Source organism: Arthrobacter sp. 05L428 (genome assembly GCF_056397665.1).
This window is the reverse complement of record NZ_JBFTNW010000009.1, coordinates 40,908-56,079: the sequence shown is the minus strand read 5'-3', so window position 1 is coordinate 56,079 and position 15,172 is coordinate 40,908. Positions and strand designations below refer to the sequence as shown.

Below are 15,172 nucleotides of genomic sequence, written 5' to 3'. Positions count from 1 at the left end.
ATTGACTCTTGTTCACGCATCGTCTTTCCGCACACACTTAACGGCAAGAGCCCCTGAGCCCCCGACGTCGGATGTCCGAAGTCATCGGTGGCTGAGGGGCTCTTGTGTTGCGCCGCATAGGCTTGTCCCATGACATCAGCCGGACGCTTCGCCCCCAGCCCCTCCGGCGAGCTGCACGTGGGCAACCTCCGTACGGCCATCCTCGCGTGGCTCTTTGCCCGGTCTACCGGCCGACGCTTCCTGATGCGGGTCGAGGACCTGGACCGCGCCCGCGCGGGTGCCGAGGCCGGGCAACTCCGTGATCTGGCGGCGATCGGCGTGAACTGGGACGGCGGCGTCGTCCGTCAGACGGACCGGGAGCACCTCTACGCCGCCGCGATCAACCGGCTGACCGCGGCCGGGCTGACCTACGAATGCTTCTGTACCCGCCGCGAAATCCAGGAGGCGCCGTCCGCCCCGCACGCCCCGCAGGGCGCGTATCCGGGCACCTGCCGGAACCTGGGCGAGGCCGAGCGTGCGAGCAAACGGGCGGTCCGGCCTGCGGCGGTCCGGCTCCGCGCGGCCGTCGCCGAGGCGACTGTTCGGGACGTGCTGCACGGCAGCTTCACCGGCGTGGTGGATGACTTCGTGCTCCGCCGAAATGACGGGGTCACCGCCTACAACCTGGCCGTGGTGGTGGATGATGCCGCGCAGGGGGTCGACCAGGTGGTCCGCGGCGATGATCTGTTGCCATCCACTCCGCGGCAGGCCTACCTGGCCTCCCTCTTGAATATTCCCGTTCCGGAATATGCTCACGTGCCGCTGGTGTTGAACGCCGACGGCGCCCGGCTGGCCAAGCGTGACGGTGCGGTGACGCTCGCGGATCTTGCTGCCGTGGGGGTCGCCGTCGATGAGGTGCGGGACGCGCTGCTGGAATCCCTGGGTTTGCCTGCGGGATCCCTGCGGCAGGCGCTGGCCGTGTTCGATCCCGCGGGCCTGCCGCGGGAGCCATGGGTGTGGCCGGGGATGCGCGGCCCCGACGCGTAGGCTGGAAGCATGTCAGAACCAGAGTTCATGGAAGCGGCCGCGCCGAAGACCGGGTTTACCGTCGAAACGGCCAGGGTCCTCGCCGAGGTGGCCCACAACCGGCAGAAAGACAAGCTCAAGCGGCCCTACCGCGAGCATGTGATCGCCGTCGGCGATGCGCTGGCCGACTTCGATGACGACATCCGGATCGCCGGATACCTGCACGACATCGCCGAGGACACCCCGATGACGCGGCAGGCGCTGCTGGAGATGGGGGTCCCCGAACGGGCCGTGGACATCATCGAACGGGTCACGAAGCGGCTGCACGAGAACCCGGACGACTACCAGGCCGGCATCCGCTACATCGCCGAGGACCACGATGCCACCCTGGTCAAGATCGCCGACAATGCGCACAACTCCCTGCCCGAACGGGTCAAGGCGCTGGCGGAGAAGTGGCCGGACAAGCCGCCGGTCACCCGCTACGACGAGGCCCGGCCGGTGCTGTACGCCGCGGTTCCGGTGGAGGAAACCCGCAAGATCCTGGCCCGGATCAACCCGTGGTTGCTCGAGGAGCTCGATGACATGCTCGACGAGGCCGACGACACCGACTACGAGAACCTCTCCTACGACGGCAACCCGGAGGGCTAGACCCGGCCCAGCAGGTCGATGTCCTCGAGGAACTCCTGCTGCACTTCCGCGCTGACGGTGGTCCGGGTGTCCGCGATCGCGTCGAGGTAGTCCTGCGTCGCCGGGCCCTTCCGGACCGCCTCGCGGACGGACGCGCCGCCGTCGTCGTACACGGCTTTCTCAAGCGCACGCTGGGAGGCGCTCCGGGCGGCGTATTCGATGTCGGCGGGAGAGAAGCCCTCAGTGCGATCCACCAGCAGCTCCACGTCCACATCGTCCACGACGGTGGCGGGGATGAAGCGCTGCCACATGGCCTCGCGGGCCAGGCGGTCCGGCAGGCCGATCGGGATGACGTAGTCGAAGCGGCCGTGGCGCAGGAACGCGGAATCCAGGGCGCGGATGAAGTTGGTGGCGCAGACCAGCAGCCGGCCGGGCTGTTCGCGGAAGGCCGGAATGATCTTCAGCAGCTCGTTGGTGACGCCCTGCAGCGGCGACGGCGGCTCGCCGGAGCGCTGCGAGGCGATCTCCTCCACCTCGTCGATGAACACGACGGCATGCTCCAGCTCGGCAATCTCCAGGAAGGTCTCGCGCAGGGCCCCGGCCAAGCCCAACGGGTCGGCGGCGAGCCGGGAGGGGAAAACCTCCACAAAGGGCCACTCCAGCCGGGACGCAATCGCCTTGGCGAAGGTCGTCTTGCCGGTGCCCGGAGGGCCGAACAGCACGACCGCGCGCGGCGGGACCACGCCATACTCGTCGGCCAGGTCGGCTTCGGCCAGCGGCAGGACGAGGCGGCGCTCCAGGAGTTCCTTCTCGTTGCGCATGCCGGCGACGTTTTCCCAGAGGTCGCGGGCCAGGATCCGCCCGCCCAGCTGGCTCAGCGGCTCGAGTTCCTGGCGCTGCACTGGGATCTTGCGTTCAAAATAGCGCAGGTTCTTCTTCAGCACGAAGCCGCGGCTCAGGAAGGCCTCGACGCGGGTTTCGGACTCCGGCATGAGGGCGGAGAGCTTGTTCAGCCCGTGCGGGGCCATCCGGTTTTCCACGGAGGCCAGCAGCGAGGTGCCGATTCCGCGGCCGCGGAACTCGGGCAGGGTGGCCAGGAAGACGATCCAGCCCTGGTCGTGCGCGGCGCGGCCGACGGCGGCACCCACCACCTGCTCGCCCTGCACCGCGACGACGGCGTGGTCCTTCTCGCACGAGGCCAAGACCTCGGAGAGTGCGTAGACCGGCTCGACATTCGTGGCCTTGAGGGATTCCCAGAGGTGCAGGATCCCGTCCAGGTCGGCCGAATGGAAATCCCTGATCCGCCAGTTGGTCATGAGGTGTCTCCCGGGTGGTTCGTCGCTGAGCCAAGTGGAACTGTTGTTCCGAGCTTAGGCGACAGGCACCCGGCGGGAGCGCTCCGGTACTCTCCGTTACGCCGCCCGTCCACCCAACTAGCTCGCAGTTGTTGTCGTTTTGAGCCCTGAAAACGACAACAAGTGCGAGCTAGTTGGGCGGCGGCGGCCCGGTTCTATTCGTTCCCGGAGTTCCCGGAGTTCCCGGAAGGCCGGTTGGCCACCAGCGGGTACGGCCCGGTGAAGCCGTCGCGGACCGCGGCGATCTCCAGGATGCGGTGCCGGCAGAGGCGCCACCCGAGCATCAGGAGCGGGACGATGACCACAAGGGACGCGATGGTCCAGGTCCCCACCGGCGAGTCGAACGCCATCAGGACCAGTACCGCGAGCAGGAACGCGAGCGTAATCCAGCCTGTGACGGGTGCGCCGGGCATCCGGAACGCGGGCCGGAGCAGTTCCCCGCGGGCTGCCAGCCGGGCAAGCTGCATCTGGCACAGGACGATCATGGCCCAGGTGCTGATGATGCCCAGCGACGCCACGTTCAGGACGATCTCGAAGGCCTCGGCCGGGACCACGGCGTTCAGGATGACGCCCAGCACGGCCACGCCGGCAGTGAGGGCGATGCCGCCGTAGGGCACGCCTGCCTTGTTCATCCGGGCGGCGAACTTCGGCGCGGACCCTGAAACGGACATGGACCGCATAATCCGGCCGGTGGAGTACAGGCCGGCGTTGAGCGAGGAGAGGGCCGCGGTCAGGACCACCAGGTTCATGATGGCGTCCACGCCGTCCACACCAATGGAACCGAAGAACGTCACGAACGGGCTTTCACCGGCCTTGTAGGAGCTGTAGGGGAGCAGCAGCGAGAGCAGCACGAGAGAGCCGACGTAGAACACGGCGATGCGTACGATCACGGTGTTGATGGCGCGCGGCATGATCTTTTCCGGGTTTTCCGTCTCGCCCGCCGCCGTGCCGATCAGCTCGATCGATGCGTAGGCGAACACAACGCCCTGCATCACCACGATTGCCGGCAGCAGGCCGTTGGGGAACAGGCCGCCGTTGTCCGCGATCAGGGTGAAGCCGACCTCCTGGCCGGCGACGGGGGTGCCGAAGATGACGAAGTAGATGCCGACTATCAAAAAGGACACGAGCGCCACGACCTTGATGAGCGCGAACCAGAATTCGAGCTCGCCGAACACCTTCACGCTGATGAGGTTCAGGCCCAGCACCAGGATCAGGGCGGCAAGGGCCCACGTCCACTGCGGTACGTCTGCGATCGGCGCCCAGTACTTCTTGAAGAAGTTCATGTACAGCGCGACGGCGGTGATGTCCACGATCGCGGTCATGGCCCAGTTCAGCCAGTACAGCCAGCCGGTGACGAACGCGGCCTTCTCGCCGAAGAATTCGCGGGCGTAGGAGACGAAGGAGCCTGATGACGGCCGGTGCATCACGAGTTCGCCGAGTGCGCGCAGGATCATGAACGCGAAGAACCCGCAGAGGGCGTAGCTGATGATCAGGGCCGGTCCGGCGGTGGCGAGTCGGCCGCCGGCGCCCATGAACAGGCCGGTGCCGATGGCGCCGCCGATCGCGATCATCTGGACCTGCCGTGGTTTCAGGCCTTTGTGGTAGCCCTGGTCTTCGGCATGGAGTGCGGCCTCGGAGGCGTGGGCATGCGCCGGAATAGTGTGGTCGGAGATGCCCTGCTGCGGGGTTGGCTGTTCCTGGGCCGGCGGTTTTTGGGCGCGGGCAGTTTCTGGATAGGTCATGGGGGTCCTTCGGGGTTCGAGGGGGCGCTACTTGCTCAGGTTGGCCAGTCGCTGCGGGCTGAGCAGTTCGGTGAGCTGCTCGGCGGTGAGCAGCCCGTGTTCGAGTACGAGTTCCGCGACTCCCTTGCCGGTGGCGAGGGCTTCCTGCGCGATCGCCGTGGCGGTCGCGTAGCCCAGCTGCGGGTTGAGGGCGGTGACGAGGCCGATTGACTGTTCCACCGTCAGGCGGAGCCGTTCGGTGTTGGCGGTGATACCCCGGACGCAGCGGGCCGTGAGGGTGCGGCAGGCCGCTTCCAGGTGCGAGATGCTCTTGTGGAGGCTGTGGACGATGATCGGTTCGAAGGCGTTGAGCTGGAGCTGGCCGGCTTCTGCGGCCATGGTGATGGTGACATCGTTGCCGATGACCTCGTAGGCCACCTGGCTGACCACCTCCGGGATGACCGGGTTGATCTTGCCGGGCATGATGGAGGAGCCGGACTGCACGGCCGGAAGGTTGATTTCGCCGAAGCCGGCGCGCGGGCCGGAGGAGAGCAGCCGGAGGTCGTTGCAGATCTTGGACAGTTTCACGGCCACCCGCTTCAGCACCCCGGAGAGATGCACGAAGGCGCCGACGTCCTGGGTGGCCTCGATCAGGTCCGCCGCCGTGACCAGTGGCAGGCCGGTGATCTCGGCAAGGTGCCGACAGGCGGCCTCTGCATAGCCCGCCGGGGCGTTCAGGCCGGTGCCGATCGCTGTGGCGCCGAGGTTGATCTCGTGGATCAGCAGGTCGGCTTCGGCCAGCCGGAGCCGGTCCTCGCCGATCGTGACTGCGTAGGTGCCGAACTCCTGCCCCAGCGTCATGGGGACGGCGTCCTGCAGCTGGGTGCGGCCCATCTTCACCACCGTGCGGAATTCGACGGCCTTGGCGGCGAAGGCCTCTTCCAGCTCGGTGAGGGCTTCCAGCAGTTCCCGGGCGGCGAAGATCGTGCCGAGTTTGACCGCGGTGGGGTAGACGTCGTTCGTGGACTGGCTGAGGTTGACGTGGTCGTTGGGGTGCAGCCGTGCGTAGTCGCCCTTCGGGTGTCCAAGGATTTCCAGGGCCCGGTTCGCGATTACCTCGTTGGCATTCATGTTCGACGACGTTCCGGCACCGCCCTGGATGACGTCCACCACGAACTGCTCGCTGAGTTTGCCGCTCATGACATCGGTGCAGGCGTCCTCGATGGCCCGGGCGCGCTCGGCGTCGAGCAGCCCGAGCTCGTGGTTGGTGCGGGCGGCAGCCAGCTTCACGGCGGCCAGCCCCCGGACCAGGTACATGTTGGAGGACAGCGGCTGGCCGGTGATGGGGAAGTTCTCTACGGCCCGAAGGGTGTGGACACCCCAGTAGGCGTCAGCGGGAACATCCCGGTCGCCCAGGAGGTCATGTTCGGAGCGGAAGTCGGCGGGTTCGTCGAGCGGGGTCATGGCGGTCCTTATAGGGCGTGGGGGTCGTTGAAAGTTACGGGGGCGGCGAGGAAATCGGTGACCTGCAGCAGTCCGACGGGCCGGCCGCCGCCCAGCACAGCTGACGTGGCGAGCCCCGTCAGAGGCGAGGTGTCGACGTCGAGCGCCTCCAGCAGGCGCACGGTGACAGGCATCCGGGCGCGGTCCCCGCCGTCGGAGATTTTGACGGCGACGGCGCGGCCGTCCGGAAGGCCCACGAGCTGGACGCCCTCAAAGCCGTCCTTCGCGAGGAGGCCGGGGACCAGGCGCATCAGCGCGGTGACATCCCGGTCCTCGCCCGCCACCATCCCGGGGTGGCAGCGCATCGCGTGGGCCACGGCAGCCTCCGCGCTGTCGGATCCCTTTGCCGAGGCCAGCTGGCCGAAGGCGCGGGCCATGCCGCGCAGGGTCAGGGCGAACAGCGGGGTGCCGCAGCCATCGGTGGAGGCGCGCTCCGGCTGCTCGCCGGTCAACTCCGCCACGGTCCGGGCCACGAGTTGCTGCAACGGGTGCGCGGGGTCCAGGTATCCCCGGACGGGCCAGCCGTTGACGAGGCAGGTGGCAACCATCGCGGCGTGCTTTCCGGAGCAGTTCTGCGCCAGCCGGGTGGCCTGGCCGCCGCCGCCGAGCCATTCCTCGCGTTCGCGGACGCCGTAGGGGAGGTCGGTGCTGTTCTCAAGGTCAGCGGGGTTGAGGCCGTACAGGTCCAGGATGCGCAGCGCGCCGTCGCGGTGGACGGTGGCTCCGGAGTGGCTGGCGGCGGCTAGCGCGAGGAGCTCCTCCGGGAGGTCGAGGCCGGCGCGGACCATGGCGACGGCCTGCAGGGGCTTAAGGGCGGAGCGCGGGTAGAACGGGGCGAGCGGCTCGCCGGCGGCCAGGAGGGTGCGGCCGTCCGCCGCGGTGGCGATGGCCGAGCCGTAGTGGACGCTCTCGGCCACGCCGTCGCGGGTCTGGACCGCAAGTGGGACATGCTGCGGGAGCCTCGCGGGGGCCGCTGGAGTTGGAATGTGCGCGACGGCAGGGGAAATCATTGCGTCCTTAGCAGTGGAGGTGTTCGTTGCTGGTCAAGGTGCTGTTGCTGGGTCTGCCCGCTGGGCCGGATCACACGCCGGCGTGGGGATGCAGGATCGAGGCGAGGGCAAGACCAACGGCGTGCAGGTGCTGGCTCATGGCGATTCGCGCCGTTGCTGCGTCGCCGGCCTCGATGGCGGCCAGGATGCGCCGGTGCTCTTCATCCGAGGCGTGCTGGCGGTCCGCCACCATATTCAGGGTCTCCGACTGATGTGCCAGGGCCTCGCGGATGTCCGCGACGACGTTCTCGAAGACCTTGTTCCGGCTGGCCTTCGCGATCAGGGCATGGAAATTCGAATCCAGGCCAACCCACACCTCGGGGTCGTCCTCGGCGGTCATGGCCGCGACGATGTCCCGCATGGTGTCCAGTTCCTCCGCCGAACGGCGTTCCGCGGCGAGCCCGGCGGCCGGAACTTCGATGTGGGGGCGGGCCTCGGTGAGGTCCAGGGCGGAATACTGGCCCAGGACCAGGTCTTTGGCCACATGGTCGGCGACGACGAAGGTGCCCCGCCCGGTCCTTGTGACGGTAAGCCCCAAGGCGTTGCAGGAACGCAGGGCCTCGCGGACCACGGAGCGGCTCACGCCGTACTGCTGGGCGAGCGTGGCTTCGGAACTCAGTTTGGCGCCGATGCCGAGCTTGCCGGATTCGATCTCGGAGCGCAGGACGTTAAAGACGGCCTCGGCCGCGCTGAGGCGGGCGAGTGGTTGTCCGGCTGTCCGGCTGTCTGACAGGTTCACCCCTCAAATATGGCAGAGGTCACACTGGGGTGTCAACCGGCTCCCACGCCCGGGAGCCGGCCGAGCGGACACTTGGGCACACTCCGAGGGCCCGGTCAGGGCTACAAGTGTCCGCTCGGCCCCGGCAGCTGAGCCTAGAGGCCGGCCAGCAGTCCCTTCATTTCCTTGATTTCGTCCGTCTGGGAGGCGGCGATGTCCCTGGCCAGTTTGATCGCGTCCGGGTTCTTGCCGCTTTGGACCTCCGCGTTGGCCATCTCGACGGCGCCCTCGTGGTGGGCGATCATTTGGGTGAGGAACAGCTTCGCGGCCTCGGTGCCCGTGGCGGCGTCGAGCTGGCGGATTCCGTCATCGCTCACCATGCCGGACATGACGTGGCCTCCCGGCATTTGGGTGGATTCGTTCCAGCTCCGGAGCCAGCCGGTCATCCGTTCGATCTCCGGCCCCTGGGCAGCCTTGATGCGGCCGGCCAGGGCGGTCACCTTGGGGTCGATGCCCTGCTCCTTGAGCATCATCTCGCTCATTTCGACAGCCTGGGCGTGGTGCGGGATCATCCCCTGGGCGAACATGGTGTCCGTGCCGTTGTGGTCCGCGGCTGCGGGCGCGGAACTCGATCCCGCGCTGCCGTGGTCCATGCCGGGCATGCTGCTGCCGGAGCCGGTGCTGGCGGAGCAGCCGGCCAGGGCGATGATCGCGGCGAGGGCGGTGGCGGAGATTGTCAGTGTTTTGTTCATCAAAATTCTGTCCTTTGGGAATCCGGCGTGCGCCGGCGGCGGACGATGCGAGCCTAAGGGGTGCGCACCGTGTGGGGGCGTGGGTGCCGGCGAAGCGCGGCACGGATCCCCTTTACGTCCGGCTGATGGACAGCTCGTTCGGCGTTGGCGTGGAGGGGAGGTAGGAGTTGGCGGCGAGCTGGTCCACTTCCGCCGCGCTCCGTGGCCGGAACGTGAGCAGTGTTGTCCCGGGCAGGGGCGCGCTCAGGGACGCGCCCGAGGGGGCCGGGGTGCACGACGTGTGTGCCGCGTGCTGTTCGCCGCAGCCTCCACCGCAGACGCACGACGGCGGCGTCGGAGTTTCGTGATGGATCGCCTGGCCGGTGTGCGCGGGTGCAGTATGGCCGGCAGCTGCGTGGAAGGATGCAGAATGGCCGGACGCTGGGGCGGTCTGGACGTGCTCAGCCGAGGCGTGCGCTCCCTGGGTGCCGGCGAGGACGTGCATGCCGAGAAGCCCGGCAAGCACGGCGAGGATGCCGGCCAGCAGGGCGAAGCGGAGGAGGCCGGCGGCCGGATCATGCTTCGATGCTTCGGTCACGACGCACCTCCTTTCAGGCTGATGTCCCGCAGTTCAGGCTACCGGTGATCAACGATGGCTCCGCTGATTGTGTTCCAGCCACCCGCTGCGAGCCCGGTTAACAGTTGGACCGACGCGGCGGGTGTGAAAGTATCTGCGTATGAATGCAGATATGCGGGTTGATGTCGACAGCCCCCACGTGGAGCTGGCCGTCGAAGTATTTTCCATGCTGGCCGACGCCACGCGGGTCCGGCTGATCCTCGCTCTGGGGAACGGTGAGCTGCCGGTTAACGCCTTGGCGGAGCAGGTCGGGAAACCGGCCTCTGCCGTCTCGCAGCACCTGGCCAAGATGCGGCTGGGCGGTATGGTCGCCACCAGGCAGGAAGGCACCAAGGTCTTTTACCGGTTGCAGAATGATCACGCCCGCCAGCTGGTGATGGATGCGATCCACCAGGCCGAGCACGCGCTAGGCACTGCCCCGGGACACGGCGCATGAGCGGGCCGGGGAACGCTGTGGGCCACAACCGCCACGGGGAACACGACGGCCACGATCATCCGCATGATCATGATCATGATCACGAGCACGAGCACGAGCACGAGCACGAGCACGAGCACGACCACGCGCACGACCACGCGCACGATCACGACCACGCGCACGACCACACCCACGCCCCCGGGCTGAAGGGTTGGCTGCACGAGCTCTTCGTCCCGCATTCCCATGACGCCGCGGACTCCATCGACGAGGCACTCGAGTCCAGCGCCCAGGGCATCCGCGCAGTTAAAGTCTCGCTGCTGGGCCTGGGCGCCACCTCGCTGTTCCAGCTGGCGATTGTGCTGATCAGCGGATCGGTGGCGCTGCTGGCGGACACCGTGCACAATTTCTCCGATGCGCTTACCGCGGTGCCATTGTGGATTGCGTTCCTGCTCGGCCGGCGCAAACCGACGCGTACCTACCCGTACGGCTTCGGCCGCGCCGAGGACCTGGCCGGACTCTTCATCGTCGCCATGATCGCCCTCTCCGCGGTCGTGGCCGCCGTCGAATCCATTCGCCGCTTCTTCGAACCGCAGCCCGTGCAGAACCTCGGCTGGGTCCTCGCTGCAGGCCTCGTCGGCTTCGCGGGCAATGAGCTGGTGGCGATCTACCGGATCCGGGTCGGCCGGCGGATCGGGTCCGCGGCGCTGATCGCCGACGGCGTGCACGCCCGGACTGACGGCTTCACGTCGCTCGCCGTGGTGGCCGGTGTCATCGGCGTCTGGCTCGGCTTCCCGTTGGCGGATCCGATCGTGGGGCTGCTGATCTCGGTGGCGATCATGGTGCTGCTCTGGGGCACCGTGCGCGACGTCGGGCGGCGACTCATGGACGGCGTCGACCCCCAACTGAGCGATGCGCTCGCTGGCGTCGTCCGGGAGCGCTCGCCGCTGGGCGGGACCTCCCGGCTGCGCTGGTCCGGCCACCGGCTGCACGCCGAGATCACGGTCCCCCTCAGTCCGGACGCCCGGCTGGCCGATCTTTCCTGGGTGGCCGCGGACCTGGAAGAGGGCGCCAGGGCGGCGCTGCCGCACCTCGGCTCGGTGACGGTGGTGCCGTCCATAACGCAGTCCGCTTAGCCGGGGTCAGATCCCCAGGGAAGCGAGGCTCTGCCGCAGGGTCTCGGCCGAGTGGTGGAGGGAAGCGAGTTCGCCCTCGTCCATGGGTGTCTCCAGGACCGCGCGCACGCCGCCGTTGCCCACGATGCTGGGCAGTGAGAGGGCGATTCCGTCGATCCCGTACTGCCCGCCCAGCACCGTGGAGACCGGGAGCACCGCGTTTTCCGAGCGCAGCAGCGCCTCCACGATCCGGGCACCGGAGAGGCCGATCGCGTAATTCGTGGCGCCCTTGCCGGCGATGACTTTGTAGGCGGCCTGCGTGACTTCGCGGGCGGTTTCGGTGAGGTACCCGGGGGTGAAGATGCGCTCGCCGTTGACCTTCCAGTCCCGGATCGGCACCGGGCCGATGGTCGCACCGGACCAGACCGGGAATTCGGTGTCGCCGTGTTCGCCGACCATGCTGGCGTGCACGCTGGTCACGGACACGCCCGCGCGGTGCGCCAGCAGCCAGCGCAGCCGCGAGGTGTCCAATACGGTGCCGGAGGAGAAAACCCGGGCGGTCGGCAGCCCGGTGATCTTTTGCGCGGCCACGGTCAGCACATCACAGGGGTTGGTGACAAGCACGTAGACCGCGTCCGGGGCGTGTTCGAGCAGTTGCGGCATGAGCTGCTCGAGGATGCGGACGTTGGTGCCGGCCAGGTCCAGGCGGGTCTGGCCGGGCGCCTGTTTGGCCCCCGCGGTGATGACGACGACGTCGGCGCCTTCGGTGACGCTGATGTCCCCGCCGCCGTTGACGGTTGCCGCCGCCGCCGTGAACTGGGTGCCGTGCGCCAGGTCCAGGACCTCGGCCTCGGCCTTGGCCGCGTTGACGTCAAAGAGCGCGACGTGGCTGGCCGAGCCGCGGATCAGGGCGGCGTAGGCCAGCGACGTGCCGACGCTGCCGGCGCCGACGACGGCCAGTTTGGATCCGGAGCGTGCGGTCATAAGCCTCTCCATCTTGCGCGGTCAGCTGCCGGGCGGCACGACGGTGCCCGCGGTTTCGCCGCCATCAATGACGAATTCGGCACCCGTGACGAAGGAGGATTCCTCGCTGGCCAGATAGACGGCGAGCTGCGCGATCTCGGCGGGTTGGCCGATCCGGTGCAGGGGCACATGGCCGGTGTCGAAGGTCATGCCCTCGGTCATGGGGGTCTGGATGACGCCGGGGTGGACGGAGTTGACCCGGGTCCCGTCCCGCCCAAGGTCGAGTGCGGCCGCCTTGGTCAGGCCGCGCACGCCGAATTTCGACGCGGTGTAGCCGGCGAGGTTCTCGTAGCCGCGCAGTCCGGCGATGGAGGAGACGTTGATGATGGAGGAGGAGCCCGCCCTGGCCAGCGCTGGGGCGGCGGCCTTGATGCCGTTGAAGACCCCGGTGAGGTTCACCTCGATGATCCGGGCCCATTGTTCGTGCGGGTAGTCGTCGATCCGCCCGAAGTTCACGATGCCGGCATTGTTGACCAGGATGCTCAGGCCGCCGAAAGCGGACACGGCCTCGTTAACTGCTGCGTCCCAGTCCGCCGGGCTGGTCACGTCCAGGTGAACGTAGCGGACGCCGTCGCCGAGTTGAGCCAGTAACTGGGCGCCGTCGTCGTCCAGCACATCGCCGACGACGGCCGTCGCCCCTTCGTCAAGGAAGCGCTGCGCGATCGCGGCGCCAATGCCGCGGGCGCCGCCGCTGATCAGTGCGACTTTGCCGTCCAAACGTCCCATACCGTTGTCCCTTCGAGCTGCACCAGTCAGCGCTGTATCCGTCTGCGCTGCATCCGTCTGCGACGGGCCGGCCGTGATGCGGTCAGCTATCCCAGCTTGGCTGGGGGAGACGTGGTTGGGCAGGGCCGTTGGGCCCAAGGGCGACGTCGGCAGGCGGCGGCGAGCCGGCGTCGTGTGGCGCCTAGAGGTGCTGGATCCCCGCCCGCTGCATGGCGTCCTTGTAGACCGCGACGTTCTTGGCCAGGAGTTCTTCCTGCTTGGCCGGCGATACGGCAAAGGCGCGGCCACCCAGCGCGGTGGCTTTGTAGATTTTCACGCCGCGGTTCTTCAGTGAGGAGTGGTAGGTCTTTTCGAACAGTGTCAGGAAGGCGTGGGCGTCGGCACCGTGGGCGATGATCGCGGAGGTCCGCTTGTTGATCTTCATGAACTGGCGGAAGGGCCGCAAGCCGTCGGTCTTTTCCTGGACGTTCAGGGCTGACGGGAGCTCCGGGTCGCGGACCCAGGGATAGGCGTTCCACGGCATCACATAGCGCGGGTCGAGTTCGACGGCTTCGTAGATGGAGGTGGCGCGGCGGGCTGCCTCGTCCTCGTTGAAATGCGAGACGAACCCCGATTCGCAGCCCTTGCCGGGCGCAATATGGAGGGTCACGATGCGGCACTCGTCCTCATCATGGACGGGGTCGATGTACGGGACCACAGATCCCGGCTTCTTCTCCATCAGTTCGTCGCAAAGTTGGGTCACGGCCGCGATGTTCGGTTCCTGCAGCAGAGTCTTCTTTTCGTCCCAGTCAATCGTCACGATTTCTCCCTCAGCACTCGGCGTCCAGAATCAGGCGTCTTGTTCCACTCTACGCTTCTGTGCCGGAGGGTGTTTTCGTGCGGCCCGGAAGAGGCGACGGACCCCTAGCCTCGGCTTCTGGGCAGGCGTACGCTTAAAGCGCCTGCAGGTAACCACTTGATTAAGCCGGGTCGTTCTGGACATGAAAATGTCCGAGCCGTCTCATAGCGAGATCGCGAAGGTACCTGCAGGTCCTGTGTTTAACGGATTTTTGGCGTTTAGCGGATACATGGCGGCCTGCCGCCCTCCCCGAAGTCCCTCAGCAGGCCGCGGACGGCCAACCTCGTCCCTAAGTCTCAGGCCGCTCTCAGTCCTGACCCGCCCGAGCTTCAGCACCTTGACGAGGTGTCGAATTTCCCGACGCTGGCCGAATGTCGCAGTCGATCCATATGCCCCTCCCGGCAGCGGCGGGGCGGTGGAGTGATAGCTGTGGCCGGTGGGTGTGGTGAGTTGGAGGGTGTGCCGGGGTCCGGGGCGTGGGTGTGCGTTCCAGCCGGGGGTTTCTTTGGTGTGGTTGCAGGCTTCGCAGAGCCCGGCGCCGTTGGCTGCTGTGGTTACGCCGCCGGTGTGCCAGGGGATGATGTGGTCCAGGTGGCGGATGGGTGCGTCGCAGTAAGGGGTCCGGCAGGTGTCGTCCCGGGCCTGGATTAACCGGCGCAGCCCGGGCGGGAAGAGCCTGGCGCGGGAGTCCATGGCCACGAGTTCGCCGGTGGCCGGCGCGGTGAAGAGCCTGCGGACCCAGAGGGCGAAGGCGCGTTCGGCGCCGGAGCCGCCCGCCGTGCCGGTGCCCGCGTCCCTCAGCAGGGCCCTGGCCCAGCCTGCGGGGACGATGCCGTAGCCGGGGAGGCGGGCGGGTTCGCTGTCGGCCTGGAAGAGGGTGCGGTCGGTCATGATGAGCTGGATGTCGATGCCGCTGATCCCGCCGGCTTTGCCGGTGGTGCGTTGCACCAGGGCGTCGGCCATCAGCTGGCCCCGGGAACGGGGATCCCCGGCGGCCCGGGCCGCGTCTGCGTGCCGGGTGAGGGCGGCGTGCACGGCCACGCCCTGGCCGACCGGCAACAACGCCGTCAGGTAGCACATGGTGTCGGGGGCCGGGCGGAGGCTGACGTGGCGTTCGGTTTCGGCGTGGCCGGCGAGCTGGGTGATGGAGCGCGGGTCCCGCCGGTACGCGGCGGCACGGGCCGCGGCGATGATGGCGCGGCCGCCCGCGCCGTCGAAGGTCCCGGCGTCGGGGGCGAGTTCTTCGTCGACGGCGGCCCGGTCGGCGGGGGACAGGCAGGCGGTTTCGCGGGCCAGGAGGGTGGCGCGCCATTCGTTGAGCTGGCCGGTTTCCAGGGCGGCGAGGGTGTGCGGCATTTCGGTGACGAGTGCCTTGGCGAGGCCCAGGAGTCTCCCGCCTTTGGCCGGGGATTCGCGGCGGGCGAGGGCGAGCTGCGCAGCAATGCCGGTGCCGAGCTGGTCGGCGGGAACCCCGGCCAGGGATTGTTCGCGGCGCTGGGCCAGGTCGAAGGCGACGGCGTCCCGGGCCTGCCGGGCGGCCAGGGCGGACTTCAGGTCCTCCAGCTCGCGTGTTTCGTCGATGAGGGCCGCTGCGCTGGCCGGGGCCGGGATTCCGGCCAGGATCCGCGCGAGGTCCGCGACCGTTGCGCTGTCCGCCGGAGCCACGTCGGGCCCTTGCTTGCCGTCCATGGAATCCAGTCAATCAGGCACCT

The 15,172-nt window shown here is 68.1% G+C and carries 15 protein-coding genes; 4 read left to right on the top strand and 11 right to left on the bottom strand.

Features of this window, described 5'->3' with window-relative positions; all coding sequences use genetic code 11:
* Positions 1–129 precede the first annotated feature (129 nt).
* Together gluQRS and AC1DH3_RS14890 are read left to right on the top strand one after the other, a co-directional pair.
* Positions 130–1,026 carry a tRNA glutamyl-Q(34) synthetase GluQRS gene (gluQRS, locus tag AC1DH3_RS14895; protein WP_476909656.1) on the top strand — a complete coding sequence of 299 codons (897 nt, stop codon included), beginning with the start codon at positions 130–132 and terminating at the stop codon, positions 1,024–1,026.
* 9 nt (positions 1,027–1,035) lie between these two features.
* Positions 1,036–1,653: an HD domain-containing protein gene (locus AC1DH3_RS14890; protein WP_441419255.1), complete on the top strand. Its 618-nt coding sequence runs from the start codon at positions 1,036–1,038 to the stop codon at positions 1,651–1,653.
* Here AC1DH3_RS14890 and AC1DH3_RS14885 read toward each other — a convergent pair.
* The 7 genes from AC1DH3_RS14885 to AC1DH3_RS14855 all read right to left on the bottom strand — a co-directional run bounded on the left by AC1DH3_RS14885 (position 1,650) and on the right by AC1DH3_RS14855 (position 9,307).
* A complete protein-coding gene (locus tag AC1DH3_RS14885; RefSeq protein WP_441419256.1) occupies positions 1,650–2,948 on the bottom strand; it encodes an ATP-binding protein in 1,299 nt (432 codons plus the stop codon). The genes AC1DH3_RS14890 and AC1DH3_RS14885 overlap by 4 nt on opposite strands.
* 194 nt (positions 2,949–3,142) lie before the next feature.
* Entirely contained in the window at positions 3,143–4,729 is a 1,587-nt protein-coding gene (locus AC1DH3_RS14880) for an amino acid permease (protein WP_441419257.1), read from the bottom strand.
* Positions 4,730–4,756: 27 nt separating this feature from the next.
* Positions 4,757–6,172 carry an aspartate ammonia-lyase gene (locus AC1DH3_RS14875; RefSeq protein ID WP_441419258.1) on the bottom strand — a complete coding sequence of 472 codons (1,416 nt, stop codon included), beginning with the start codon at positions 6,170–6,172 and terminating at the stop codon, positions 4,757–4,759.
* Between the two features lie 8 nt (positions 6,173–6,180).
* The gene (locus tag AC1DH3_RS14870; RefSeq protein ID WP_476909655.1) at positions 6,181–7,221 is read right to left on the bottom strand and encodes an asparaginase; all 1,041 of its coding nucleotides are present in this window, start codon (positions 7,219–7,221) and stop codon (positions 6,181–6,183) included.
* 70 nt (positions 7,222–7,291) lie between these two features.
* Positions 7,292–7,999: a FadR/GntR family transcriptional regulator gene (locus tag AC1DH3_RS14865; protein ID WP_476909654.1), complete on the bottom strand. Its 708-nt coding sequence runs from the start codon at positions 7,997–7,999 to the stop codon at positions 7,292–7,294.
* Between the two features lie 134 nt (positions 8,000–8,133).
* Entirely contained in the window at positions 8,134–8,730 is a 597-nt protein-coding gene (locus AC1DH3_RS14860) for a DUF305 domain-containing protein (RefSeq protein WP_476909653.1), read from the bottom strand.
* A gap of 112 nt (positions 8,731–8,842) precedes the next feature.
* Entirely contained in the window at positions 8,843–9,307 is a 465-nt protein-coding gene (locus AC1DH3_RS14855; protein WP_476909652.1) for a hypothetical protein, read from the bottom strand.
* Positions 9,308–9,446: 139 nt separating this feature from the next.
* On the opposite strand from AC1DH3_RS14855, the gene AC1DH3_RS14850 reads away from it, so the two are divergent.
* Complete coding sequence (locus AC1DH3_RS14850) at positions 9,447–9,782, top strand: ArsR/SmtB family transcription factor (protein WP_441419263.1); 336 nt, start codon at positions 9,447–9,449, stop codon at positions 9,780–9,782.
* Positions 9,779–10,894, top strand: a complete 1,116-nt coding sequence (locus AC1DH3_RS14845) for a cation diffusion facilitator family transporter (RefSeq protein WP_476909651.1) — start codon at positions 9,779–9,781, stop codon at positions 10,892–10,894. Before AC1DH3_RS14850 ends, AC1DH3_RS14845 begins: the two co-directional genes overlap by 4 nt.
* A 6-nt stretch (positions 10,895–10,900) precedes the next feature.
* Here the strand turns inward: AC1DH3_RS14845 and AC1DH3_RS14840 are convergent, their stop codons facing one another.
* From AC1DH3_RS14840 to AC1DH3_RS14825, 4 genes are all read right to left on the bottom strand, one after another.
* Positions 10,901–11,857: an L-lactate dehydrogenase gene (locus AC1DH3_RS14840; protein WP_476909650.1), complete on the bottom strand. Its 957-nt coding sequence runs from the start codon at positions 11,855–11,857 to the stop codon at positions 10,901–10,903.
* Between the two features lie 21 nt (positions 11,858–11,878).
* A complete protein-coding gene (locus tag AC1DH3_RS14835) occupies positions 11,879–12,622 on the bottom strand; it encodes a glucose 1-dehydrogenase (protein WP_441419266.1) in 744 nt (247 codons plus the stop codon).
* A 181-nt stretch (positions 12,623–12,803) separates the two neighbouring features.
* Complete coding sequence (locus AC1DH3_RS14830; protein WP_441419267.1) at positions 12,804–13,421, bottom strand: uracil-DNA glycosylase family protein; 618 nt, start codon at positions 13,419–13,421, stop codon at positions 12,804–12,806.
* A 201-nt stretch (positions 13,422–13,622) separates the two neighbouring features.
* Positions 13,623–15,149 (bottom strand): HNH endonuclease, encoded by a 1,527-nt coding sequence (locus AC1DH3_RS14825; protein WP_476909649.1) that lies wholly within the window; start codon positions 15,147–15,149, stop codon positions 13,623–13,625.
* Positions 15,150–15,172: the final 23 nt, after the last annotated feature.

Coding starts and splice junctions, on each gene's coding strand:
- AC1DH3_RS14885 (WP_441419256.1), bottom strand. CDS start 2,948: ATGACCAACTGGCGGATCAGGGATTTCCATTCGGCCGACCTGGACGGG.
- AC1DH3_RS14850 (WP_441419263.1), top strand. CDS start 9,447: ATGAATGCAGATATGCGGGTTGATGTCGACAGCCCCCACGTGGAGCTG.
- AC1DH3_RS14890 (WP_441419255.1), top strand. CDS start 1,036: ATGTCAGAACCAGAGTTCATGGAAGCGGCCGCGCCGAAGACCGGGTTT.
- AC1DH3_RS14870 (WP_476909655.1), bottom strand. CDS start 7,221: ATGATTTCCCCTGCCGTCGCGCACATTCCAACTCCAGCGGCCCCCGCG.
- AC1DH3_RS14845 (WP_476909651.1), top strand. CDS start 9,779: ATGAGCGGGCCGGGGAACGCTGTGGGCCACAACCGCCACGGGGAACAC.
- AC1DH3_RS14875 (WP_441419258.1), bottom strand. CDS start 6,172: ATGACCCCGCTCGACGAACCCGCCGACTTCCGCTCCGAACATGACCTC.
- AC1DH3_RS14840 (WP_476909650.1), bottom strand. CDS start 11,857: ATGACCGCACGCTCCGGATCCAAACTGGCCGTCGTCGGCGCCGGCAGC.
- gluQRS (WP_476909656.1), top strand. CDS start 130: ATGACATCAGCCGGACGCTTCGCCCCCAGCCCCTCCGGCGAGCTGCAC.
- AC1DH3_RS14825 (WP_476909649.1), bottom strand. CDS start 15,149: ATGGACGGCAAGCAAGGGCCCGACGTGGCTCCGGCGGACAGCGCAACG.
- AC1DH3_RS14880 (WP_441419257.1), bottom strand. CDS start 4,729: ATGACCTATCCAGAAACTGCCCGCGCCCAAAAACCGCCGGCCCAGGAA.
- AC1DH3_RS14860 (WP_476909653.1), bottom strand. CDS start 8,730: ATGAACAAAACACTGACAATCTCCGCCACCGCCCTCGCCGCGATCATC.
- AC1DH3_RS14835 (WP_441419266.1), bottom strand. CDS start 12,622: ATGGGACGTTTGGACGGCAAAGTCGCACTGATCAGCGGCGGCGCCCGC.